Raw genomic sequence first — 26,805 nt, 5'->3', positions numbered from 1 at the left:
ACTAGAGAAATACAGCCCTAGAATTGATTGTTACACCTTACGTAATGGGACTTCGAGTATTTCTAAACTTTATAAATAGTATTCGTTTCCATGTCATATCGAGAGCAATCGAGATATTAATGCCCCAGTACATTGGGGCATTTTTCATTATAAAAAGTGCAACTGGAAATAATAAACTTTAACAGCTAAAAAAAAGAACAGCTAGAAGATACCAATACCCCCCAAAACAGGCTTTAAATAATATTGAAATGTTAAATTTCTTCGGTACTACGAAGCGTATGGGGATAGAAAGCAAATAAAAGCAGTCAATTTTGTATCACTAAAAAACATAATAGATACAAAATCAAATTACTTTCAAATGGCAGCAACAATTATCACAGTCGAAGATCTTAGAGACTTCAAAATTGATTTATTAGAGGAAATCAAAAAAATATTTCAATCGCAAACTACTACGCAAACCAAAAAGTGGCTAAAATCCACAGAAGTACGTAAACTACTAAACATTTCTCCCGGAACCCTCCAAAACCTCCGCATCAACGGAACACTTGCCTATACCAAAATCGGTGGCACTATCTATTACGCCAATCAAGACATTGACAAAGTACTGGAAAGCAACAAAGTAAACTCAATTCCCAATTTATTTAAATAATTCATCAATCAATAATCCAGACCCAGAGATCTTAATTCCTAATACTTCAATCTTAGTACTTCTCAAAAAATGAACTACATCAAACACCTCACTGGTTTTTTCAATAAAATCAGTTATGAAACCAACCTAAATCCAACCCACATTTCGCTCTATTTAGCACTTTTCCAATGTTGGAACGTGAATAGGTTTAAGAACCCAACAGGCATATCGCGGGAAGAGATTATGAAAGCCAGCAAGATCAATTCAAAAGCGACCTATCACAAGTGCATGAAAGAGTTGGAGCTCTTAGGATTTATGGTATACAACCCAACATTTAACCCCCATTCCTGTTCCAACATCATTATGACAAATTTCTCTGAAGAAGTAAAAACAAACTCAAAATTAGCTATACCAACCCATTCAAAAAATGAACCCGTTCACAATTTGACCAAAACAAAAAATGAACAAGTCATTGAACAGGTAAATGAACAGGTATATATATATAATAAAAAACAAACATCTAAAAACATTTTAAACAATATAAAAATAGATATAAAAAAAAATTCAATAAATCAACTTGTTCAAAATTTGAATCCATTAATAAATCCTAAAGAAAAAAAGGAGAAAGAAAAAAGTTGCGTGAAAAAAGAAAAACCGATTGAACTCGATTTAATTTTTGACACTATCACTGAAAATCAAACCGAAAACAGTTTGCACAAAATTGTCACTTCGAGCGAAGTCGAGAAGCCTTCACTCGAAATGATACTGGAATACTTCTCTTTCAAGGAAAGTTCCTTAACGGAAGCCAACAAGTTTTTCAACTACTACTCTAGCATCGGTTGGCTCGTAGGCGGAAAAACAAAAATGAAAGATTGGAAAGCAGCAGCACGAAACTGGATGCTCAACACTGCTAAGTTTGCTGTAAATGCTCCACAATCCGATTACAATTCCCAACCAAAACCGATGCACCTGCACACGGCAACACAAAAAAACTATGACGAACCATTGTAAATCATCCGTCCGTGAAACCTTCGTCATACATAAAGGTTTCAAAGTATATAATTTTCAAAAATGTCTACTATACCTCGAAAACGAAGGAAAAACGACCTACGGAAATTCATTTCAAATTAGCGAAGCGGATTATCCTACCATCTACAAATTGTTGATTTATATGATTCAAGACGAGAAAACAGCCTTAAAACTAAAGATCGATCTGTCAAAAGGTATTCTGGTCTCTGGAGCAATTGGTTGCGGAAAAACGTCGCTAATGCATCTAATACGACCTTTTGCATATCAAAGCTCCGACTATAAAATCAAAACATGCAGGGAAGTCTCCTTTGAATTTGCCAAAAATGGCTTTGAGGCCATCAATTGCTACACGTTAAAGCAAGTCAATCAATCGCGACTAACGGGTTATTGCTTTGACGATTTGGGTGCTGAACAGCAAATCAAGCACTTCGGTAACGACTGCAACGTCATGGCTGAGGTACTGATCAGCCGCTACGAACAGTTTGTCGAAAACAAATCTGTCACGCACATTACCACTAATCTTTCCGCCTCCGAAATCGAAAACAACTACGGCAACCGCCTCCGCTCCAGAATGAGAGCCATGTTTAACCTAATCACATTCGATAAAAACACCACAGACAAAAGATAAATTCATTGCGAGGATCGAAGCAATGGCATCACTTTGAGTAAAAATTGGTATCGAAAACCAACTTTAAACTTTTCAAATCTTAAACTTTAAACTTTTTCATCATGAGAAAAATCAACACCTTCTGGAACTGGTTCCAAGACAACAATCAAACCATCAAAAACCTTATCAACGAAACCCCTTTAAACCAAAAACACATCAGTTTTTGGATAAGCAAAAACCTCAGCTACTATTGCAAGGAAATTGACTTTCTGATTGTTTTTCCAAAAAAGGGTAATACAAAATCCGAACTCATTATAACCGCCAATGGTAACCCTGATTATTTCAGCCCAGTAATTAATTTAGTCGATAATGCTCCACAATTAAGAAACTGGAAATTCACCGCCTTCATCCAGCCAACCGAAAGAATTGAGGAAATTATGAATGATCTTGATAAACCTTATATTTTCCAGGATATTATTTTAAAAACAAGTGACCTCAAATTTTTAGCTCTGGATTATGATGATGAAAAATCAAAACTGGATCTCATTGTATATCTAAACAATTACACTTTACATTGCAGCAATAAAACTTTGGAACAAGCAATTTTTATTATTACAGATGTATTAGAACATTATTCAATGAAGAAAAACGTTAATTTTGTTCAATTGGCACAAACGGATGACAATGAAGACGGAATAGTATATTTGTATGATTCTCAATTGTATAGTTATGATTTAAATTTGTTGAAAAAAGCAAAAAAATAACTAATTTTCATTTCTAATTTTTCACTTTTGCAATTGATGAATACCGTAAGATTAATAATTTTTGTACCGCTTTCCACGAACAAATTGACACAAGGATTTGGCCTTACTATATTAAATCTTAAGCAAATCAAAATAGATAAATCTAAAATTTATAAATTTTATTATTACTTTTACAATCTTGAAACTTACAAACGCCATATTATCAATTATTATTCTGATTCTTTCCTGTATGCCTTGCGCAGATATGGAAACAGTAACTTCATATAATAAAGCAACAATTAGTATGCAGTCAAGCCAACATCAAGATAAAGATGCTTGCTCACCTTTATGTATTTGTAGCTGCTGTGGTTGCCAAGGCTTCGATTACAATTCAATTTATGTATATAATCTCTTTTCTGTCAAAACAATAATTGACAAAAAAGTACCAGAATACAAATCAATTTTCACTTCCAATTTCTTCGGAAGTATTTGGCAACCGCCACAAATTAATGTTTAATTTTTTTTTTATTAATGATTAAATGAATAGCGATTAATGACTTGTACATTAATCGAACTAGTCTTTTTCATTAATTACTTTACCGTATTTGATAAATTCAAATGCTGTGATTTATAAATCAATATTAAACATTAATCCTTTACAATAGTGTTAGACAAAATCATCCATTTTAGTATAAATAATAAATTCATCATTGGTTTGATGACTTTATTCCTCATTATTTGGGGAGTTTGGAGTGCATCCAAATTGCCCATCGATGCAGTACCAGATATTACAAACAATCAGGTACAAATCATTACGCTTTGCCCTACTTTGGCAGGACAAGAAGTAGAACAGTTAGTAACGTTTCCAATAGAACAAAGTATTGCAAATCTTCCTGATTTAGAAGAAACCAGAAGTATTTCCCGTTTTGGTTTATCGGTAATCACAGTAGTTTTTGATGATGATGTCAATATTTATTTTGCACGACAACTCATTAGTGAACGACTAAAAGGAGCTGTTAGCCAAATACCTCAAGGCATCGGAACACCTGAATTAGGTCCGGTAAGCACAGGGCTTGGCGAAATATATCAATACATTCTACACCCAAAAAAAGGTAGCGAAAAGAAATACTCCGCTATGGATTTGCGTACCATGCAAGACTGGATAGTAGCGAGACAACTCCTAGGAACTCCGGGAATTGCCGAAATAAATAGTTTTGGTGGCAAACTAAAACAATATGAAGTTGCCGTTAACCCTAATCGTTTAAGGGCAATGGGGGTAACGATTCCCGAAATTTTTACGGCTTTAGAAAAAAATAATCAAAATACAGGTGGGGCTTATATTGACAAAAAACCAACAGCCTATTTTATTCGTGGCGTAGGTCTAGTTACTTCCTTGGAAGACGTAGAAAATATTGTTGTTAAAAGTAATCCAAACAGCGTCCCTATTTTCATAAAAGATGTTGCAGAAGTGAAATTTGGTAGTGCTGTTCGCTATGGAGCAATGACCTATAACGGAAAAGTGGATGCCGTAGGTGGTATTGTGATGATGCTTAAAGGAGCTAATAGTAATGAAGTAGTACAAAGGGTAAAAGACAAAATGGCAATCATTCAAAAATCATTACCTGATGATGTCATCGTTGAACCGTTTATAGATAGAAGTACTTTTGTAAACCGCGCCATTTCTACAGTAGAAAAGAACCTAGTTGAAGGTGCCTTAATTGTGATTTTTGTATTGGTTTTGTTTCTCGGAAACCTTCGAGCTGGACTGATTGTAGCTTCTGCTATACCGCTTTCAATGTTATTTGCATTGGGATTGATGAAAGTTTTTGGAGTAAGTGCAAACTTAATGAGTTTGGGCGCAATTGATTTCGGCTTAATTGTAGATGGAGCCGTAATTATTGTGGAAGCCTCTCTGTATTTCCTGGAACACAATAAAAGCAAAACGAAACTCACTCAAATCCAAATGGATGTTGCGGTTGAAAACAGTGCTAAAAAAATGATGAGTAGCGCTGCCTTTGGTCAAATCATCATTATGATAGTGTACTTTCCTATCCTGTCTTTAGTAGGTATTGAAGGAAAGATGTTTGGTCCGATGGCAAAAACGGTTTCCTTTGCAATTATTGGTGCAATGATACTTTCATTAACCTACATCCCTATGATGAGTGCCTTGTTTTTGCCGAAACAGATCAGCCATAAAAAGACATTTTCAGATAAAATGATGGATTTCTTGTACAGTAAATACCAACCTCTTTTAGAGAAATTTATTGCTATAAAATACAAAGTCGTTAGTATTACTGTCGCTTTGTTATTGGTCACACTTTTTATTTTCAGCAAAATGGGAGGTGAATTTATTCCCACATTAGCCGAAGGAGATTATGCATTTGAATTTAAAATGCCGATTGAAACCTCTTTATCCCAAAGTATCGAAACCTCGATGCAAGGCGCAAGAATTGTAAAACAATTCGATGAAGTAAAAATTGTAGTTGGTAAAACTGGCGCTGGAGAAGTACCTACAGATCCAATGCCACCCGGAGCGACTGATATGATGATAATTCTGAAACCGCAAGACGAATGGAAATCAGGCAGATCCTATGATGAATTGGGTGACGCTATTGAAGAAAAATTAAGCGTGATTCCAGGGGTTTTTATCGAAAAAAGTCAACCTATTCAAATGCGTTTCAATGAATTAATGACAGGAATTAAACAAGATGTTGCGATAAAGATATTTGGAGAAAACTTGGATAGTCTCTCCGTATATGCACAAAAAGTAAAAAGTGTAATCACAAACGTACAAGGCGTTTCTGCTCCTCAAGTAGAACAAGTAGATGGATTACCTCAAATCAATATTGAATACGACCGCTTACGTATTGCAAATTATGGTTTAAATATTGAGGATATCAACAGTATCGTGAGTACCGCCTTTGCGGGAAAAGCAGCAGGGGTAGTTTATGAAGACGAACGAAAATTTGATCTAGTGGTACGATTAGATAGCGCCTCAAGAAGAAGTATCGATGATGTAAGTAATCTATTGATACCAATAGCTAATGGAAGCCAGATTCCTTTATCACAAGTGGCGAAAGTGGATTTTAAATTGGGTCCGGCACAAATAAGCCGAGAAGAAGGGAAACGTAGAATTGTTGTTGGTTTTAATGTACAGGATAGAGATGTAAAAAGTATCGTACATGAAATTCAAGGCAAATTAGCTACAGAAGTAAAATTGCCTTCGGGCTATTATTTTACCTATGGAGGAACATTTGAAAATTTACAAAAAGCATCCAATCGTTTGATGATCGCTGTACCAGTATCGCTACTGCTAATTTTTATGCTTTTGTATTTTACTTTCAATTCAATGAAACAAGCCAGTTTAATCTTTACTGCAATTCCAATGAGTGCTATAGGAGGCGTATTTGCATTACTTCTTCGTGGAATGCCTTTTAGTATTTCGGCCGGAATTGGTTTTATTGCTTTGTTTGGAGTAGCCGTATTAAACGGAATTGTACTGGTCGGCACATTCAACCAACTCGAAAAAGAAGGGTGGGATGATGTTATAAAACGAGTTATCGAAGGAACAAAAATACGATTGCGACCTGTCTTGATGACGGCTACCGTAGCTTCGTTGGGGTTTTTACCAATGGCATTATCACATAGTGCAGGTGCCGAAGTACAAAAACCATTAGCAACTGTCGTAATTGGAGGATTACTTTCAGCTACGTTTTTAACCTTATTTGTATTGCCTTTGCTTTACATTATATTCAACACAAAAATGAATTTAAAAAGAAAACCAAAAGTGAAATCAATTGTAACTATTTTAGTTATTGGATTGTTTCTTTCATTTACTAATGGTCAAGCACAATCACGAAAATCCATTGATGAAGTTTTGAATCTAGGTCTAAAAGATAATTTACAATACAGTATCAACCAGTCGCAAATCTCAAAAAATCAGCTATTGATAAAAGGAAACAAGGAATTTCCTAAAACAGGCATTTTTGTAGAAAATGAAGATTTGCGTCCTTCGGATAAAATAGGCGTTTGGAAAATTGGTTTGCAACAAAGTTTCTTTTTGCCACAAGTAAATCAAGCCAAGAAAAACTTTTATCGAGAACAAACCAAATATTATGAATTCAACAAAGAAGTAATCGATGCAGAATTGAAAAAAAACATTCGTTCTGTATATTATCAAATGTGGTATTTACAAGATAAAGCCGCTTTATACCAGCGATTAGACACTATTTATATTGGACTGTTAAAAACGACTATTGTAAAAGTAAAGACAGGAGAGAGTGCCGGTATCGAAAAAATTTCGGCCAATGTAAAATTAAATGAAATTGAAACCAACATCACGCAACTTCAAAAAGAAATAGTAGTGCAGCAGCAGCTTTTAATGCAATTACTCAATAGTACAGAAGCCATTTTGCCACTTTCTAATTCGTTGGAAAAACTAGACTATGGATTACCAAACACATCCGAAACCCATCCGAATCTTCTTTTATTACAGCAAAATGTAGTGATTGCCAATAGTGAAATTGCAATCCAAAAAAGCAATCGCTTGCCAGAGTTTTCTGGTCGGGTTTTTTCACAAAAACTCTATGGCGTAGATGACCCTTTAAGTGGTTTTTCTTTTGGAACTTCATTTCCGATTTTTGGTACTGGAGCCAATAAAAATAAAATAAGAGCGGCTAAAACCGAAAAAGAAGTACAAGAACAAAAGTTGCAATATCAAACGCAAATTCTAAAATCTTCTTTAATGCAACACCAGACTGAAGTAGAAAAAAGCATTTCGGGTTTACAATTTTACGAAACTTCGGGTTTACAACAAGCTGATGAAATTATAAAAGCCGCTGATCAGTCCTATCGTGCAGGAGAAATAAGTTACGCTGATTTTTCATTATATTTAAGCCAAGCAATAGAAATACGAAAAAATTATTTAGACAATCTAAATGCGTACAACCAAGCCATTATTGATTACAATTATTTCACAAATAAATAAAATAAAAAAAAATGAAATCTTTAAAAACATATAAGAATTATCTTTTGTTAATTGCCTCTTGTCTCGTTCTAATTTCTTGCGGCAAAACTGAAACTAAACCTCAAGAAGAACAAAAAGCAACAACGGAAGAAGCCGCCCCTTCAATTGCCTCGCTCACTGCCGAGCAAATTAAAACGGTGGGTATACAATACGGAACAATTGAACAAAAACAATTAACAGCTACACTCCAAGCCAATGGGGCATTGCGAGTGCCTAACAATAACAAAGCCAATGCAACTTCGTTGTATGGTGGCGTTATAAAAACCATAAATGTACAATTAGGTGATTATGTAAAAAAAGGACAACTAATCGCTACAATCGCTAATCCACAATTTATACAATTACAAGAAGAATATTTAAGCACTTCCAGTAAAATAATCTTTGCCGAACAAGAAGTAGTACGACAAAAAGAGCTTAACGAAGGAAATGCAGGAGCATTAAAAAATTACCAGAGTGCTAATGCCGAACTAAAATCAATGCGAACTCGCAGAGCCTCTTTACAACAACAAATCCAATTAATGGGAATCAATCCTAATAATTTAAATAATAGTAATTTACGTTCTTCATTATCCGTAACAAGTCCAATAAGTGGCACAATTAGCAATGTGTTTTCTAAAATTGGAAGTTATGTTGATGTCTCTTCACCAGTTGCCGAAATTGTAGATAACTCACAATTGCATTTGGATTTAAATGTGTTTGAAAAAGATTTACCAATGCTAAAAGTAGGCCAAATTATTCATTTTAGAATTACCAATAATTCGGGACAAGACTACAACGCTAAGGTATATTCAATAGGTGCAGCATTTGAGAATGACAGCAAAAGTATTCCTGTACACGCCACCGTTCAAGGCAATAAATCAGGACTAATTGATGGAATGAATATCACCGCAATTGTCAGTTTAAATGATGTGACTACTAACGCTGTTCCAAATGATGCTATAGTGAGCGCAGATGGCAAAGACTATATTTTTGTGGTCACCAATAAAAAAGCAGAAGAAGAAAAACCAGAAGAAGGAGAAGTAGCCAAAGAAACCGAAACAAAAGATAAAGAACAAGAGCCAAAAAACACTAATTTCGAAAAAATAGAAGTAGTAAAAGGAGTTTCTAATATGGGTTATACCGCAATCACATTAGTAAAGGATATTCCATCAAATGCAAAAATCGTAACAAAAGGCGCATTCTTTGTAAATGCAAAATTGACAAACAAAGGTGAAGAATAATATCAATACCCTTCATACTATCTATTATGAAAATAAAATCTAACATAGACAAATTTGGAACAATTGGGCTTTTTATCACCGCCCTATTTTCCCCTTGTTGTTTTCCATTATTTGCTTTCGGAGCATCTGCACTTGGATTAGGAAGTATTGAATTGTTTGGCGGATGGACAATGCGGATATTTCTAATAATGGTAATGATTTCTATTATTGGTTTAGTTATTTCATATTACAAACATCGCAGTTTGCTTCCTTTGTTAATTGCTATACCAAGCGCAATTGTAATAAATTATGCTTTTTTTACCAATAGCAATACTTCACTTATTTATCTGGGAATGTTTGGAATTTTAATAGCTACAGGGGTAAATTATTACCGAAACAAATTACAAGGAAATTGCGAGAGTTGTACAACCTATGAAGGGAAAACAGTTGAATTAAAATCAACTTTAACTTGCCCCAACTGTGGATACAGAAAAGAAGAAATAATGCCAACCGATGCTTGTCAATTCTTTTACGAATGTGAAAAGTGCAAAACAATACTCAAACCATTAGAGGGAGATTGTTGTGTTTATTGCAGCTACGGTTCGGTAAAATGTCCACCAATACAAGCAGGAGATAATTGTTGTTAATTAATATCAAAACAAAATGAAACACCAACACAAATACGATGCATACGGCAAACAGCTTTGTTGCACACTTGAAGAAAAAATAAATAGAATAACCGATAATCAAGCGGGATGTTGTACCGTGGACTATAAATCTGAACATGCTGATGATGATGGACACGACCATTCAGGAGACGACCGCACTACATTTCAAATGTTCTTGCCTGCAATCATAAGTTTTATATTTTTAATTGTTGCAATAGGTTTAGACAACTATTTTACACCAACCTGGTTTGTTGGTTACGTAAGCTTATCCTGGTACTTAATAGCCTACTTATTAGTAGGTTACCCAGTACTGAAAGAAGCGTATGAAAGTATCCGGAAAGGAGAAATATTTTCAGAGTTTTTTCTAATGGGAATTGCTACCATTGGAGCTTTTGCCATTGGCGAATATGCAGAAGGTGTTGCAGTAATGTTATTTTATGCTATTGGCGAAATTTTTCAAACATTGGCAGTTCAAAGAGCTAAAAAGAACATCAAATCGCTGTTAGATCAAAGACCCGACACAGCAACGGTAATGGAAGGGGAAAATACAATTTCTAAAAAAGCATCAGAAATTACTATTGGAGAAATTATCCAATTAAGACCTGGTGAAAAACTAGCTCTAGACGGAAAATTACTTTCAGACAATGCTTCTATAAATACAGCAGCTTTAACAGGAGAAAGTAAACCGGATACCAAACAAAAAGGAGAAATTGTACTTGCAGGTATGATTAATCTGAACAAAGTTGTTCTCGTCGAAGTTACGACAGCATATACAGACAGCAAATTGTCCCAAATATTACAAATGGTTCAGGATGCTACGGCTAAAAAAGCACCAACCGAATTATTCATTAGAAAATTTGCCAAAATATATACGCCAATAGTTGTAGTATTGGCAATCGGAATTTGTTTACTCCCAATGCTATTTGTCGAAAACTATAATTTCAACGATTGGTTGTACAGGGCATTAATTTTCTTAGTTATCTCCTGTCCTTGTGCATTGGTTATTTCCATTCCATTAGGTTATTTTGGTGGTATTGGAGCAGCAAGCAAAAACGGAATTTTGTTCAAAGGATCTAATTTTCTTGATATAATGGCATCTATCCAAGTGGTCGTTATGGACAAAACAGGAACATTGACCAAAGGCGTATTTCAAGTCCAAAAAGTAGTAGCAGTAGGTATTTCTGAAGATGATTTAGTAAAATATACAGCAGCACTCGAAACCAAATCTACCCATCCGGTCGGAACTGCCATTATCGAATATGCCAAAGGGTCAGAAAAAAATACAACCGTTACTGATGTAGAAGAAATTGCAGGACACGGACTTAAAGGAAAAGTGGATGGAAACGAAATCTTGGCAGGAAATATAAAACTGATGAAGAAATTCAACATTAGTTATGATACCGAAATCGAAAATACGCCATTTACAATAATCGTTATAGCAATCAATCAAAAATATGCGGGATACTTTTTAATTGCCGATGAAATTAAAGAAGATGCTAAAGAAGCTATCGAAAGTTTACACAAGTTAAATATCAAAACTGTAATGCTTTCAGGCGATAAACAAGCCGTTGTTGATGCTGTTGCCAAAGAATTAAATATTGATCAAGCCTATGGCGATTTGTTGCCCGAAAACAAAGTTGAAAAAGTTGAAGGACTAATATCCCAAAACCTAAAAATAGCCTTTGTAGGCGATGGTGTTAATGATGCCCCTGTCGTTGCCCTTGCCGATGCCGGAATTGCAATGGGTGGCTTAGGAAGTGATGCCACTATCGAAACTGCTGACATCGTTATTCAAAACGACCAGCCTACAAAGATTTTTACAGCCATAAATATCGGTAAAAAAACCAAACAAATCGTGTATCAAAACATTGGTTTAGCGTTTGCCGTAAAAGCAATTGTTTTGGTACTTGGTGCTAGTGGTTTAGCTACTATGTGGGAAGCCGTTTTTGCTGATGTTGGAGTGGCTTTATTGGCTATTTTAAACGCTGTAAGAATACAGCGAATGAAGTTTTAAATTAAGTTAGTTATTTAATTCAAAAAAGGATGTTTGTTGTAAATACAAGCATCCTTTTTTTGAATAAACGCATAGCATAACTCTGTTAAGAACTCATTCCAGACGTCCTACTTTATCCTAAAATAAATTCTTACATTAGTAAGCTAACAAAAGCGTTACCAATGTCATTATTTCAGCCCTCCGTACTCAAAAAATATTTGAGTCAACAAGATACTGCTCTAGTCCAGAAAGCCTATAAAAAATACACTAGGTATTTTCACAACGCTGTTATTCAAGAAAACATTCGAAACAGTAAGGAAGAGCAATTCCAGGAAGGATTTTTACGCGAATTGTTTGTGGATATTTTGGGTTATACACTCAATCCAGCACCAAGCTTCAACCTGACAACGGAACTTAAAAACATAAAGGGAGCCAAAAAAGTGGACGGCGCCATCCTCAAAGACGGAAATGCCCTAGCAGTAATTGAACTTAAGGGAACCAACACCAAAGACCTCGAAAGCATCCGCCAACAAGCCTTTGATTACAAAGCCAACCAAACAGGCTGTATCTATGTCATTACCTCCAATTTCGAGAAGTTGAGGTTCTACATCAACAATGCCGTAGACTATGAAGAATTCAACTTATTTACCCTAACCCACGCCGCATTTGAAATCTTCTACCTCTGTCTGGCCAAAGAAAATATCTTGGCTAACAGACCACTCAGCATAAAAGAAGCTTCAGTAGTAGAAGAAGAAAATATTACTAAAAAATTCTATGGGGATTATTCCGTATTCAAACGCGAATTGTACCGGGATTTAGTCAAACAAAATCGATCTAACATCTTACTTAATGATTTACCCGAAAAGACTACTAAACTGATTCTTTTCCAAAAATCACAAAAATTGATTGACCGTTTTCTGTTTATCCTCTTTGCAGAAGACCGAGGATTATTGGCTCCAAACTCCATCAATACCGTGCTAAAAGAATGGAAAGCTTTGGCTGATTTGGATGTCGAAATGCCACTTTACGATCGCTACAAACAATACTTTGGCTATCTCGATACAGGTCGAAAAGGCACCGACAAGAAAGAAGAAATCTTTGCTTATAACGGTGGACTCTTCCAACCCGATGCGATTCTCGATGCCGTGATCATAGACAATGAACTACTCTACCGCCATACCTTAAAACTTTCTACTTATGATTTCGAAAGTCAGGTAGATGTCAACATTCTGGGGCACATTTTCGAACATTCACTTAATGAAATCGAAAGTGTAAATGCCGAAATTGAAGGAACCGATTTTGACAAACAAAAAACCAAACGCAAGAAAGACGGTGTTTTCTACACCCCGAAATACATTACCAAATACATAGTCGACAACACCATTGGTAAACTTTGTACTGAGAAAAAACAAGAACTAGGAATAATTGACGAAGAATACGCCAAAGGCCGCAAGAACCGTCAAACCACCACCATCATAAAACTGGACAACCAACTCAAGGATTACCGAGAATGGCTATTGGAACTCACTATCTGTGACCCAGCTTGTGGCTCGGGAGCTTTCCTGAACCAAGCCTTAGATTTCTTGATCAAGGAACACGCCTACCTAGACGAACTCAACAAACAACTCTTTGGAGGTTTCTTTGTCTTTCCCGATATCGAAAACCAAATCCTGGAACACAACATCTATGGGGTCGACCTCAACGAAGAAAGCATAGAAATTGCAAAACTCTCTTTGTGGTTGCGTACTGCCCAACCCAAACGAAAACTCACGAGCTTAAACAACAACATTAAATGCGGTAACTCGCTTATTGACAGCAAAGCCATTGCGGGTGAAAAAGCTTTCAACTGGAAGGAACAATTCCCAGAAGTATTTGCCAAAGGAGGTTTTGATGTGATTATTGGGAATCCGCCTTATGGTGATTACTTTAATTCAACCGAAAAAACATATTTACTTAAAAAATTCGAAGCCTCATTTTCGGGGACATTTGATATGTACATTATGTTTTTTGAAGTAGCTTTAAACTTAATTAAGTCAGAAGGAAAACTATGTTATATAACACCTAATACGTTTATAGATTACGCTCAATTTTCAAGCTTAAGAAAGCTGCTCTTAAAAGGAAATAATATAGAACAGTTAATTAGTCTTACAAATGTTTTTGAAGATGCAATTGTAGATACTGCAATCATTATTTTAACAAAATTTAAAGCCCAAGATGAAAACTTTAGAGGAATAAATATAAAAGAGAAAATAACATCTTTAGAGAGTTCAATTATACCTTTATTAAGTTCCGAAAACTTAAGTTCAAATGGATTCATTTTAAAATCAACTGGGAATTTTGATATTAAAAAGCTTATAAAAAATTGTCCTCATAAATTAAGTGATATTTTAAAAATAACTCAAGGAATAACAACTGGAGGAAATGATTTTTTTATTGGAAAGAAAAACTATTTTATTGAAAATGGAATACCAGAAACTATTTTTAAAAAAGTATTAAAAGGGAAATCAATACACAGAAATAAAATTCTTTTTGATGACGACTATATCTTATACTCTACAAAAAAGACTGACCTAGACACTCAAAATAAGATATCGGTATTATTAGAACAATTTAAAAATAAGTTGTCTGAAAAAAGAGAAACTGCACAAGGCAATTTGCCTTGGTATTGTCTACATTGGGCAAGAGATGAAAGAGACTTTAATGAGCCAAAAATATTAATTAGACAAACTGCAAGTCATATAATAGGAGTTTTTGATAATGATAATTATTACTCACTTGACACTTTACACACTTTAAATTTAAAAATTGAAGCAAATGATAAAGTTGCTACTTTGAAATTTTTACTTGGGATTTTAAATTCAAAATTATTTAAATATTTATACTCTTGGAAGTTAGACGAAGGAGGTAAAGTTTATCCTCAAGTTAAAAAAATAAATATTGAATGGCTTCCAATTCCAATATTAATTAATGAAAATTTGATTTCAACAAATATTGATAAATTATTAGAAATAAACTTAAAAGAAGAACAATCTAGAGTTAAGTTTTTAAGTTTTCTTAATTCAAAATTCAATATTTTAAATTTAAATTCAAAAAAACTTGAAAACTGGAGCGAATTATCATTTGCTGATTTCATCACAGAACTCAACAAAGCGATTAAAACAGCTGGACAAACTCCCCTCACGAAAAAAGACGAGTTTGAATGGCTGGATCTATTTGAAGAAAACAAAACCAAAGCCCAAAACCTCAAATCACAAATAGAAACAACCGAAAAAGCTATTGATAAAATGGTGTATGAGTTGTATGGTTTGAGTGAGGAAGAGATAGAGATTGTGGAAAGTAATTAAGTATAGTAAACCATGGATTGGCAAGACTACAAAGTTAGAAATACAAATATTGAAGGAGCTAGAGCTGCATTTGAGAAAGATTGTGCTACACTTTTTAATACTATTTATCCAAACAAAAATGTAAAAACTGTAAAAGTTTCACAAGGAGATGGTGGTATTGATGTTTTTATTGGTGAGATTGGCATCGAACCTATTATAGTAATTCAATGTAAATTCTTTCTGGAGGAGTTTGGCAATTCACAACAACAGCAAATTAGAGAATCATTCAAAACAGCAATTATATCGAGTGATTATGAAATGAAAGAATGGATTCTTTGTATTCCAAGAATTCTTGATTTAAAACAAAGCATATGGTGGAGTAATTGGGTAGATAAAACAAAATTAACTTATTCTTTAGATCATGAATTTATTAATTTAAAGGACGGTAATGATTTAATCGATTTATTTAAAGAACATAAACTTTTCAATCAAGTATTTAAATTAGAAGACTCTTTAAAATTAGATACAATTGATAAAAAAATTGATGATATCAGCAATAAAGCTTTTAATATAATTTCCTTTGAAGATGCTAAAATTGAATTGGAAAAAGCAAATTTTTATCTTGAAAGCGCACCGCATTTTTTTGGAGAAAATATTGAAACGCACATTGAAAGAGAAGAAACCCCAAAAATTTATAATTGGATAAAAAATGTTTTAAAAGTTAATGAAAAAAATGTTTTTATACTAGAGGGCGAAAAAGGATATGGAAAAACAGTTGTTCTAAAAGACTTATTATTAAAACTTAAAAAAGATGAAATAGATGTTTTGGGAATAAAAGCAGACAAATACTTTGCTGCTGATAGAATTGAGTTAGAAAAAAAGATATTTCAAAAAGAAAATATTTCAATAGAAGCTATAGCAAAACTATATAATGATAAAAATAAAAATTTAGTCATTATTGTTGACCAACTAGATGCCCTTTCTCAATCTCTTTCTTCAAACAGGGAATATATTCAAACTTATAATAGATTAATTGCTGATCTATCATATCATAAAAACATAAGAATAATTATATCTACTAGAAGTTATGATTTAAATTATGATGCAGAGTTAAGCATATATAAATCAGACAAATATTCAAAAGTTAAAATAACATCAATTTCGAAAGAAAAAGTCAAAGAGGTTTTATCAAAGTATGGAATTAATAATACTTCTGAAGAGCTTTTAGAGTTATTGACTGTCCCTAATCATCTGGATATATTTTGCAAATTACCTAATAAGCAAAAATTAAATCTTGATTCATTAACTTCCTTGAAGGATTTATATGATTCGCTATGGAAACAATTAATATCTAGTAAACAGGGATTAGATTTAAAATCAATTTTATATAAGATTGCTGATAAAATGTATGAAGATCAGCAAATCACAATTAAGAATATATTTGACAATGAAAATTTCCAGGAAATTAATTATTTAAAGAGCAATCATTTACTTGTCGAAAATAATGATGAATTGCAATTCTTCCATCAAACATTTTATGATTATACGTTTTCCAGACAATTTGTAGAAAACAGAAAATCTTTAGAAAAATACATTCAAGAAAATAATCAAAGCTTGTATGTAAGATCAACTGTAAAAATGGTTGTCGAATATTACAGAGAATTTAATCCCAAAGAATATTCTAATACAATAAGCAAATTAATAAAATCTTCAAGATATAGATTCCATATAAAGACATTAGTAATTACAAGTTTAGGAGAGGTAAACAATCCTTCTGAAGAGGAGAAAATGATTGTTTCAAAACTAATTTTAACCAATTTTAAATATACCGAAATTTTTATTAGTTCAATTTTCTCAAAAGGATGGCTAGCGTTTATACTCAATAAAAATATACCATTAACATATTTCACTTATGAGAAAAAATGGAAAAACAATCTCCATGAAAACTTAATAACCAAAAAAATTATTAACCCTGAAAATGCTCCAAAATACAATTATGCAAAACAAAAGGACATCAGATTAAATTTAATTTTGCGACTTTATATAAATAATACACATAAAGGCTTAGATATCATTATGGATTATTTTGATAAAGTTCCTGATTTTTCTGAAAAACAATATTTTATAAATAGATTTCTAACGAATGTTGAAGAATGGGAAAACAGCAAATTACTTAAGCTATTTGACACTTATTTTCCTTTTAGTCAATCTGATAAAAAGAAAGATGATTTCTGGCATTATCAGATTTTAGAAAAGATTTTCAAAAAACATCCAGAGTATGTTTTTGAAAAGCTTAAGCCAATTATTTTAAAATGCTTCGACGAAAATTCTTTTACAATTAACTTCAGTCATGACCAAGTAAGCTTGTTTGAAAAGATGAATGAATTGAATCCTGATGAAACTTTCATCTTCTTCTTTATGATATTTGATGAAATTATTGAGGATACTAAGTATACCGGTAGCCACGATGAAATTAATAGCCCCTTATATGAAAGTTCTAAATTTTCAGAATTATTTGAAAGTGATATTAAGGAAAATGCCGATGATTTTATAGAGAATTTATTAACTGAATATATCAAATCTAAAGCAAGGGATAAGAAATATTTAAAAGCTTTTTTTAAAGAAAATTCAAAATCAAATTCTGTATCGCATCTTAAAATTTTGATTTTGGGATTATCCGAAATCCCATTATTATATAAAAATGAAATCCTTGAACTTATTAATATTATATATGTAAAAAATGGATTTAATGGAATTGATGATAAATTTCAGTTATATCTAAGAAATCTTATTAGCAAAAGTTTTTATATCTATTCTGCAGAAGATAAAATTAAAATTTCTCAAATTCTATTATCGATAAAACACCCCGCTGATTTTTATTTCTATACCGATGCAAACAATAAAAGAAAACCTGCACTTAGTTTTTATGGTAAAAAAAAATATTTATTTATTGATGCTTTGCCAAAAGAAGAAGTTTATGATATTCCAATATTAAAAAAAGCACATCAAGAATTAGAAAGGAAGTTTGGCGAAGTTAATGAAAAACAGTTAGATGGAAGTAATGTTAGTTGGAGTTGTATTGGGCCTCCTCTTTCTAGTAAAGCTTACAAGAAAATGAACAATGCAGATTGGAAAAATAGTATTTTAGTATTTGGGGATGATTATCAAAAAGATAGATTTAGTGGCAACTCAAAAGGGGGGAAATTAGAGCATTCTAGGTCTTTTGAAGAAGAGGTAAGTAATGATGCCGATAGGTTTTATCCATTAATTATCGAATTATTTGAAACTGAAAATATATCAATAGATTATTTATTTTCAGGTATATCTGGTTTAATAAAGGCAAAATATGATGTTTTAAAAGTAAAGAAATTTTATTTAAAACTCATAAATGGAAATCTTAACCAAACTAACACTCTTTATTCTGTTTGGAATGTGGATTATTTCATTGGGAATAAGGCTGTCGATTTAGAAATATTAAATTATTTAGCTAATTTGGCTTTAAATCATCCAAATCCAGAAAAGCCTCTTAATCCGAATGATCCTTTACACGATAGTTTAAATTCTGTTAGAGGTGCTGCCATCCATAAACTAATAAAGTGTTCCTACAATCCGGGGTTTAAGGAAATCATTTTCAGTACAGCTGAACAAGTAATAAATGACCCGCAGCTTTCAGTAAGGGTGGCAGTTTTATTTGAATTGGCTTATTTGAATCACTTAGATTTAGATAGAACTTTTAAAATTTTCATCAAATTAACAGATACTGATGACCTAACGCTTTTAAAAAATTCTTTTCTGGCGGCCAGTTATTTAAAGAATGAATTTTATCAGGAAATGAAACCGTTATTCAATAAAATTATTGATAATGAAGAATTACATAATAATGGTAGTGTTTTAATTGTTCATAGCTGGCTCCTAGGCTATGATAAGAAGAAAGAATATTATAATAGATTAATTTCGAAAAGCAAAACTGCCAGATTAAAGTCAATACATATTGCTGAAAAAAATTTATTTAAAGATGGTATATTAGACAATAAATGTATCGAAATATTATTTCAATTTCTTGATGAAAAAGAAGATGATTTTGCTAGTTCATATTCAGGTTTAATACTTCGAAAGTTTAATTCTTCAAACTTTAACGTTTTATTTTCTTTTATGAAAGTTTATGCAAAATCTGATCTGTTCCGGAAAGATCCCAGATATTTTTTACAATATCTATTGAAGAATACAAAAGACTACCCTATTGAATGTTTAGAATTAGTAAAAAGCATGAAATTTAACAGGGTTCCAAACATTCAAAATAGAGGACATTATGATACCGAACCGGTTCAATTGGTACTTTCTATTTATAGTAGTTTAAATAATAATTTTAAAGACAATAAGAAACAGATTGAGCAAGTATTAGTTATTTTTGACGAAATGCTTAAACTCGAACATTTAAGATTGTCGTCGAACAAAGCAATTGATTCTTTAAAATAATAAAAAATATGCTGTCAGTCAAAGAGATACAATCAATCATAAGCTCAGGAGAAGGATATAATGCAGAATTCAAAGTAAGTCTCCCTAGCAAGGTAAAAGATATTACAGAAGAGGTATGTGCTTTTGCAAATGCCTCCGGTGGTGTAGTTCTTATTGGTGTAGATGATAATAATTTAATACAAGGAGTAACTATTGACAATGCAAAACGTTCTGCAATTCAAAACTCAATAAACGAAATATCTCCATCGCTACAATGTGAAACCTATAGTATTGAAATAGAAGGTAAACAAATTACGGCCATTGAAGTGCCATCGGGTGCAAACAAACCTTATGTTTTGTCGGGTGCAATTTATGTACGACAAGGTCCAAATTCACAAAAGCTAACTACTGTCGAAGAAATGAGAGACTTTTTTCAACAAGCGGACAGAATTTATTTTGACGAAGCGCCATGCACAGAAGTAAACATAGTAACTGACCTTGACAAAGACAATATAGCCGTATTTAGAACAGAGGCAGGATTAAACAACACTATTTCTGATGAACAAATATTCCGCAATTTGAGATTAACTACAAAAGAAGGATATTTAAAAAATGGCGGGGTGTTATTCTTTGCCAAAGAACCGGAACACTTTTTTGAAAAAGCAGTTATACGATGTATCGCATTTGACGGAACAGACAAAAGGTACATTATTGATGATAAAATAATGACCGGTGCACTGTATCAACAATTTCTAAAAAGCATGTATTGGCTTCACTCTAAACTTGATATCCGCTATGAAATTGAGGGAGAAGGTTCCAAACCAAGAAAAGAGTTATGGGAAATTCCGGAAACTGTTTTCAAGGAAGCAATCATAAACTCATTAGCACATCGTGATTACTATGATAAAGGCGGTAGAATTACAATAGAATTGTTTGATGATCGTGTAGAAATTAGTAATCCTGGCGGATTAGTTAGTGCTATTCCCCGAAATGAATTTGGTAAAAGAAGCTTAAGCCGTAATCCTCTAATTTTTGGGTTATTCGAAAGAATGCGAATGGTGGAACAAATAGGTTCTGGTATTAGCAGAATGAGAGACTTGATGCTTGAAGAAGGATTAACTCCACCAGAATTTAATATTGATGGAATGTTTACAGTAACATTCCGAAGACCATTTGATTTCGATAAGTGGGTAGATAAGTGGGTAGAAAAACTATCCGAAAACAGAATAGAAATATTAAAGGCTATTCATTACAACAGTAAAATCTCAAAAAAGAAACTCGAATCAAATATCGGCTTAAGTGGCACTGCTATTGACAACAACATAGAAGCGCTAAAAGAATTAGGCTTACTGGAAAGAGAAGGTGGCGCAAAAGGTGGTGAATGGATGATCAAGTTCAAATTACCGTAGGTGGGTAGAAAAGGTGGGTAGAAAACCTAGAACAAATTAGGATCATTAATCCACCATTGGAATTTATAAGAATGATTGAATCCTATTTCATAAGACAATTTAGGAAATCAACATCACGAGCAATCAAGAGGTCTCTCTTCGGTCGTTCCCTTTGTTCCGTTCGGCTGTTCCAGTCGGTCAACCCGCCATTTTCATAAGAGCCCTTTTGGTAAATAGTCTATTTATTATTTCAATTTAATATTCAGGTTTCCCTCCGTTCCACAGGCACGGCGCAGTCACAATAAAAACAGCAGCTTGAAAATAAGCAGCTGTTTTTTTTTTGCACTGCTTGTTCCTCATCTTCACACGTTCACTTCCTACGTTCGGTCGGGCTTATGCATCCACAATACCGCTTCATTTCGTTACACTCCCCCGCCGCCGCGGGTACGTTTCACTGCATTCCAGCCATATTATGTCTGCAGCCCTCCGTTTTTTCAGCGGTTGCTCCTTCGCACAGCCATCGGGCTTGGCTCCGCTTACCTCACTTGCGTTATCTTAGAAGCCTCCATTTTCAATTATCAATTATCCACTATCAATTATCAGTTGGCTCGGTAGCTTTGCCCTTAATCAAGGTACACCGCCACAAAGGCGGTTGTCTTCTATTTTTTACCCGCCGTTTCACGCTCATAGCCGCTACGTTTCGCTCCGTACCTCCGCTCAACTCTCGCGTCTATGGTGGCTGTTCGATTGCCGCAACCCCGCCACGGCGCTCCTCATCCGCAAAAAAAAATTCCTTGCCCTCAAAAGGGGCACCACTTTTTTTGCTCCTTGCGGTGCTTGGGGGTGTTAATTGCCGTTTCTTCAAGAACTCCCCTGAGAAACATCAACCAGTACGATAGTGCATTTTTCTGAAAAGAAAAAGAAAAAAATCCAGCAAGAATAGCATTCATTCCTCACTTTCAGTCGGTCATTCTTCCCTCCATTTTCGTTCGTCATTTCTGCTGTTATAACGGCTTTCTTTTTTTCTCTTTTTTCTTTTCCGAAAAATTAAGGTCGAATCTTTAACACCAAAGCGCTATGCCGAATTTCATCATCAAAACACACCAAAAAAATGCTGTTTACAGAGCAAACCAAATCTTTATTCTGAACAAAGGAATGAACAGTGGCAAGCCTCAAAAAGAACCATTTACCAATAGCTTTGTAATCCTATTTCAAAACGATGAAGATGCCGAAACAGTGTATTGGTTAGCTTATAGTTTATGGAAAGCAAAATTCTGGCACCAATCATTATTGGGGTCCGTAATTCCATTTTTAAGAATTGCTGATTTTAAAAAGGATTTTATGTCAAAAGTTAACGAAATGCTACAAGAACACGAACTGCATAAAAAACAAATCCAGGCGTTGAGGTTATTGGAACAAAAAGAGGACCAATTAAAGAAGAATATTGTCCTTATCAGTGAAATGAAAAGAGTGATATTATTGAGGTATTGTAAATAACAAAAAAAAGCCTGATCTCTCGATCAGGCTCTCATGTAAATTCGGGAAAAGGTTACCAATCCAAACCCGAATTATTTCTTTTTAAATTTTGTCAATCCTTTTAAAAGGAGCGAAATAATGAAACTAATAATAGCTCCAATTACCGCTAAGATAATCGTTTTTAGAATATCTTCAGAAACAATATTTGGCATCACACTTAATAAAGTTCCGGATGCGGTTCCGATTTGCAAGCTGTTATTTGATTCCATCTCGGGGTAAATTTTGATTGTCTTTTTTCAACCGGTTCACTATGGACCGCTCTCGGTTTGCCTCATCATCAACCGTAATTTGACTGATTACCGAAATAACACCTCCCGCAAGGGCTGCATATCCGGCAATACTGACAACGGCTACAGGTAAAACTACCGGAGCCGCAATTATAATCCCGCTGATAGCCAATAGGGCCATTCCAATACTTCTCAAAACCTTAAAAAACTTTGGGGTTGGTGCTTTCGCACGTTCAACTATATTCATAATTACTTTACTTTTTTACCTTGCCATCCTGAGCGGAGTCGAAGGATTAGATTGGATCTTTATTTTCACTTCTTCGTTGTTTGCCAAAGCTTTATAAACAAGAGCTTTCAACTTCTCCAACGCTATTCGAGAGCCGCTGCCCTTCCCTATTCCGGTTTGTATCGTTACGGGAGCGATACAGCCCAACAGTTCTTTTTTAGCATCATTAGCAGGATGGATTAATATAAAATCTCGACCTGGAACATTTTTTAAATGCAAATGCCATTTGAATTTTGGGCTAAAACGCTTCTGTAAAACGTATTCTCCTTCGGGAATACAAGAAACTCGTTGTTGGTTTTGCAACCAAGGCAACTCGATGGTATAACAAACTAAAGTGCCGTTCCATTCCAAAAATCCTTGTGTTCCCTCGGGAAAATAGCTTCTATTCAACACTAAAACCATCTTACAGACCGCTTACCTGTACCAATGACAACGGATTGTAAGCCCCATTTTTCAATGGATACATTTTTCCATTTACCTCCTGATAAAACTCCAGACCTAAAGCTAAAAACAACGGACTTACACTGTTTGGAGTCACTGCATTCAATTGATTAATGGCTACTACTGGAGTTGAATCCCACGGTTGGATGACTGTTTCAGAACTAGAAACAACGAAAGTTTCCGCCTCAAAATTAATTTCGGCTCCCGCTGAAATAATTTTATAGTGAGTTGTTCCACCTGGAGCAGCAATCATATTGGCAGGTACAAAAGGATCCACCGCAACCGAAATCTCACCAGCCACTCTATCAATTGTACCTACAAAAGGAACAAATAAAGTAGTCCCTAATTTTCCAGTGATATTAAAATCAAAACCCACAAGCAATTCCGCTTCTCCATCAATTACATTACGCAACCCTCTGTCGTTCACTAAATCCGCTTGAATCACTTTGACCATAGACTGGGTTAAACGGCTCACCATTCTACTATCAGCAGAATTAATAAGCAAAGTTCTCAAAGCTGTTCTGAGCGTTTTACCGGCTTTACCTGCCCTTCCAAATTCGGCCCCGTTTTCACGGGTTCTTTGAAATGCAGGATCACTTTTAATTCTGCTCGCATCAACACCACCTTTTTCACGGGCCAAATGCCCATCTTTGGTTTTGTAAAAGGTAATATCTCCGATAGTACCCTTCAATTTAATTATGCCTTTCTGTCTTGCCATAATTCCTAAAATTTAGATTAATTATTCAATTAAAACTCTTTCAATCATCATCCTGTTGCAACACTTTTCGATTGATTATGAAACAAATTTTAGCCAATTAAATCACATAAAAAAGACTCCCCTATCCCATATGTCACTTTGTGACACAAATGGCATAAAATGACCTAAATACCCTTTTACAACCAACATTGACGGGAGTAGATTTCCGCTTCTAAACCAAAGGAATTATTTACTATTTTTATGGAATGCCAGAACTTGAACCATATAGGTTTCAAGCTAGGCAAAGCCCAATCAAAGTCATAGATAGAGTATGAGAGCCAAAAACAATAGATTATGTATATACCCTAAGGATATACAACGCATAACCGGAAAGAGTTATCGCCAAAGTATTAGACTACTTCAAAAAATAAGAAAGGAGCTCAACAAGCTCCAAAATGAGTTTGTATCTGTCGAGGAGTTTTGCCAATATACCAGCTTAAAAATTGAACAAGTTGAACCTTTGATAATTGGGTAGAAATTATATTTTAGGTAACTAAATTTTGAACCAATGCCTGTTTAAAAAAAATGGTTAACCAGTTCAAATTATGACAATTAATCATTAATTCCAGCAAAAAAACACTTATATTTGGTAATTGGAATTTAGAACAATTTGCTAACATATTGAGAGGTGTCAGTTGAGGTGTCACTTAAAATAAAAGCTTTGCGAAGCCTTATTTTACGGCGCTTTAGAAAAACAAACAACTCCCTCTTTCTCCGCCAGTTGAAAAACAAATGCAATCAAAACCTCGTAAATCTTATGATTTACGGGGTTTTTTCTTTTATGCACTATTCAAAATATTCATTTAATCTTATTACTAAAGAGATAAAATCGAGACCCTAGAATTTTCAAAAATTAGGGTCTCGCTAAATCCCTTAAGAATTTCAAACAACCAGTTCAATCACTTGTTCATCAACAAGTTTACTATTTGAACATCTTGTTTAATATGGATTTTGAAACTAAATTGAATATTAATTAAAAGGTTACCACTATGAAAACAAAAATCACTTTGCATTTTTATGCCAAAAGCACAAAAGCCAATGCAGCAGGACAACTCCCAATTTATGTACGCTTGACAGTTGACGGAAAACGATTAGAGTTCAGCACCAAGAAGTTTGTCGAAACCTCCAAATGGTCATCCGAACTGTCGAAAATGAAAGGCACAACCGAAGAAGCACGTTCAATAAATAGTTACCTTGATTTGATGAAAACGAAAGTTTTTAATGCACAAATGGAATTAATGCACCGTAACGAAAACTTAACGATTGAAAATTTCAAAGAAAAACTATTAGGAACCGAACAACGCCAACGAATGCTTATCCCAATCTTCCAAGACCATAATAATAAAATTAAAGAACTGGTTGGCAAAGAATATGCACCAGGAACATTAGAACGTTACAAAACTTCGTTGAGCCATACCATCGAGTTCTTGCAATGGAAATACAAAGTTTCCGATATCGAGATAAACAAAATAGATCACGCTTTTGTAACCGATTATGAATTTTGGTTACGAAGTGTTAGAAATTGTGCCAACAATACAGCTGTTAAATACATCAAGAATTTCAGTAAGATAATCAAACTTTGTCTGGCCAATGACTGGTTAGACAAAAATCCATTTGCGAACTATAAATCCAAAGTCAAAGAAGTCGAGCGAGTTTATTTATCTGAAGAAGAAATTCAAAACATTATCAATAAAGATTTCAAAACAGAAAGATTATCTCTTGTTCGCGATATCTTCCTTTTTAGCTGCTTTACTGGTTTGGCATACATAGATGTCAAAAACTTGACAAAATCGCATATAAGCATTGAAATTGATGGCGAGAAATGGATATTTACTCACAGACAGAAAACAGAAACCGCTTCTAAAATACCAATCCTTCTGGTTACCCAAATGATTATTGATAAATATGCAGACCATCCAAAAAGCAATAATGAAGATAGACTACTGCCGATTTTGACAAACCAAAAAATGAATGCCTATCTAAAAGAAATAGCTGGCGTTTGTGAGATTGAAAAAGAATTAACCTTTCACATAGCCCGACACACTTTTGCAACGACTGTAACGCTTACAAATGGGGTTCCTATTGAATCAGTAAGCAAAATGCTTGGACACAAAAATTTGAGAACCACTCAACATTATGCAAAGGTTCTCGATAAAAAAGTAAGTGAGGATATGCAGGTTTTGAGAGATAAGTTTGCATCTGTAGAAATGCCAATATACCAAGTTAAATAAAAGATAACTACGAACAATCTTTACAAATTCCAACGAGTATAAAGTTCATTTGTTGAGACACATATTTTTCAGGAATTATAAACTCTACCCGTATTGGCAGGTATTCAATCGTTTCACATTTGGTACAGCGAAGATGAAAATTATTTCCGTTTGTATACATATCATTACATTTTACACAGATTGTAAAATACTGTTTTCCATATCAAAGAAACATTAATTATTTAGGAAAATAAGAGCCCTAATCTTAAAATGTTATAATTTTGTTAAA

Annotated in this window: 17 protein-coding genes and 2 pseudogenes; 15 read left to right on the top strand and 4 right to left on the bottom strand. The window is 33.9% G+C overall.

What is annotated here, in order from left to right; genetic code table 11:
* Nucleotides 1-358: 358 nt before the first annotated feature.
* The 14 genes and pseudogenes from AB3G34_RS04505 to AB3G34_RS04440 all read left to right on the top strand — a co-directional run bounded on the left by AB3G34_RS04505 (nucleotide 359) and on the right by AB3G34_RS04440 (nucleotide 22,556).
* Nucleotides 359-649, top strand: coding sequence for a helix-turn-helix domain-containing protein (locus AB3G34_RS04505; RefSeq protein WP_367769139.1), 291 nt, complete (start codon nucleotides 359-361; stop codon nucleotides 647-649).
* 69 nt (nucleotides 650-718) lie between these two features.
* A complete protein-coding gene (locus AB3G34_RS04500; RefSeq protein WP_367769136.1) occupies nucleotides 719-1,639 on the top strand; it encodes a transcriptional regulator in 921 nt (306 codons plus the stop codon).
* A 160-nt stretch (nucleotides 1,640-1,799) separates the two neighbouring features.
* Nucleotides 1,800-2,285 (top strand): ATPase, encoded by a 486-nt coding sequence (locus AB3G34_RS04495; protein ID WP_367769134.1) that lies wholly within the window; start codon nucleotides 1,800-1,802, stop codon nucleotides 2,283-2,285.
* Between the two features lie 101 nt (nucleotides 2,286-2,386).
* Entirely contained in the window at nucleotides 2,387-3,028 is a 642-nt protein-coding gene (locus tag AB3G34_RS04490; RefSeq protein ID WP_367769131.1) for a hypothetical protein, read from the top strand.
* A gap of 178 nt (nucleotides 3,029-3,206) precedes the next feature.
* Entirely contained in the window at nucleotides 3,207-3,524 is a 318-nt protein-coding gene (locus tag AB3G34_RS04485; protein ID WP_369753575.1) for a DUF6660 family protein, read from the top strand.
* 147 nt (nucleotides 3,525-3,671) lie between these two features.
* Nucleotides 3,672-7,994 (top strand): CusA/CzcA family heavy metal efflux RND transporter, encoded by a 4,323-nt coding sequence (locus AB3G34_RS04480; RefSeq protein WP_367769126.1) that lies wholly within the window; start codon nucleotides 3,672-3,674, stop codon nucleotides 7,992-7,994.
* Between the two features lie 11 nt (nucleotides 7,995-8,005).
* Entirely contained in the window at nucleotides 8,006-9,253 is a 1,248-nt protein-coding gene (locus AB3G34_RS04475) for an efflux RND transporter periplasmic adaptor subunit (RefSeq protein ID WP_369753574.1), read from the top strand.
* A gap of 26 nt (nucleotides 9,254-9,279) precedes the next feature.
* Nucleotides 9,280-9,609: pseudogene (locus AB3G34_RS04470) on the top strand (MerC domain-containing protein); the annotation flags it as partial.
* Between the two features lie 69 nt (nucleotides 9,610-9,678).
* A pseudogene (locus AB3G34_RS04465) lies at nucleotides 9,679-9,879 on the top strand (GDCCVxC domain-containing (seleno)protein); the annotation flags it as partial.
* A 16-nt stretch (nucleotides 9,880-9,895) separates the two neighbouring features.
* Entirely contained in the window at nucleotides 9,896-11,914 is a 2,019-nt protein-coding gene (locus AB3G34_RS04460; protein ID WP_369753573.1) for a heavy metal translocating P-type ATPase, read from the top strand.
* 161 nt (nucleotides 11,915-12,075) lie between these two features.
* Entirely contained in the window at nucleotides 12,076-15,237 is a 3,162-nt protein-coding gene (locus AB3G34_RS04455; RefSeq protein ID WP_367769118.1) for a TaqI-like C-terminal specificity domain-containing protein, read from the top strand.
* A gap of 12 nt (nucleotides 15,238-15,249) precedes the next feature.
* Nucleotides 15,250-19,692 carry an NACHT domain-containing NTPase gene (locus AB3G34_RS04450; RefSeq protein WP_367769115.1) on the top strand — a complete coding sequence of 1,481 codons (4,443 nt, stop codon included), beginning with the start codon at nucleotides 15,250-15,252 and terminating at the stop codon, nucleotides 19,690-19,692.
* Nucleotides 19,693-19,700: 8 nt separating this feature from the next.
* Nucleotides 19,701-21,080 (top strand): ATP-binding protein, encoded by a 1,380-nt coding sequence (locus tag AB3G34_RS04445; RefSeq protein ID WP_367769113.1) that lies wholly within the window; start codon nucleotides 19,701-19,703, stop codon nucleotides 21,078-21,080.
* 1,056 nt (nucleotides 21,081-22,136) lie between these two features.
* The gene (locus AB3G34_RS04440) at nucleotides 22,137-22,556 is read left to right on the top strand and encodes a hypothetical protein (RefSeq protein WP_367769110.1); all 420 of its coding nucleotides are present in this window, start codon (nucleotides 22,137-22,139) and stop codon (nucleotides 22,554-22,556) included.
* A gap of 71 nt (nucleotides 22,557-22,627) precedes the next feature.
* Here AB3G34_RS04440 and AB3G34_RS04435 read toward each other — a convergent pair whose 3' ends face one another.
* Genes AB3G34_RS04435 through AB3G34_RS04420 form a run of 4 tightly spaced genes read right to left on the bottom strand, consistent with a single transcriptional unit; the run spans nucleotide 22,628 to nucleotide 24,267 of the window.
* Nucleotides 22,628-22,804, bottom strand: coding sequence for a hypothetical protein (locus tag AB3G34_RS04435; protein ID WP_170066898.1), 177 nt, complete (start codon nucleotides 22,802-22,804; stop codon nucleotides 22,628-22,630).
* A complete protein-coding gene (locus tag AB3G34_RS04430) occupies nucleotides 22,791-23,069 on the bottom strand; it encodes a hypothetical protein (protein ID WP_367769107.1) in 279 nt (92 codons plus the stop codon). Before AB3G34_RS04430 ends, AB3G34_RS04435 begins: the two co-directional genes overlap by 14 nt.
* Nucleotides 23,070-23,084: 15 nt before the next feature.
* Complete coding sequence (locus tag AB3G34_RS04425; RefSeq protein WP_367769104.1) at nucleotides 23,085-23,510, bottom strand: DUF5675 family protein; 426 nt, start codon at nucleotides 23,508-23,510, stop codon at nucleotides 23,085-23,087.
* 1 nt (nucleotide 23,511) lies between these two features.
* Complete coding sequence (locus tag AB3G34_RS04420; protein WP_367769101.1) at nucleotides 23,512-24,267, bottom strand: hypothetical protein; 756 nt, start codon at nucleotides 24,265-24,267, stop codon at nucleotides 23,512-23,514.
* A 1,028-nt stretch (nucleotides 24,268-25,295) separates the two neighbouring features.
* Here AB3G34_RS04420 and AB3G34_RS04415 point away from each other — a divergent pair.
* Nucleotides 25,296-26,537, top strand: coding sequence for a site-specific integrase (locus tag AB3G34_RS04415; protein ID WP_367769022.1), 1,242 nt, complete (start codon nucleotides 25,296-25,298; stop codon nucleotides 26,535-26,537).
* Nucleotides 26,538-26,805 lie beyond the last annotated feature (268 nt).

The sequence above is a fragment of the Flavobacterium sp. WC2409 genome (assembly GCF_041200085.1).
Classification (GTDB): Bacteria; Bacteroidota; Bacteroidia; order Flavobacteriales; family Flavobacteriaceae; genus Flavobacterium.
This window is presented reverse-complemented; position numbering and strand designations above follow the sequence as displayed.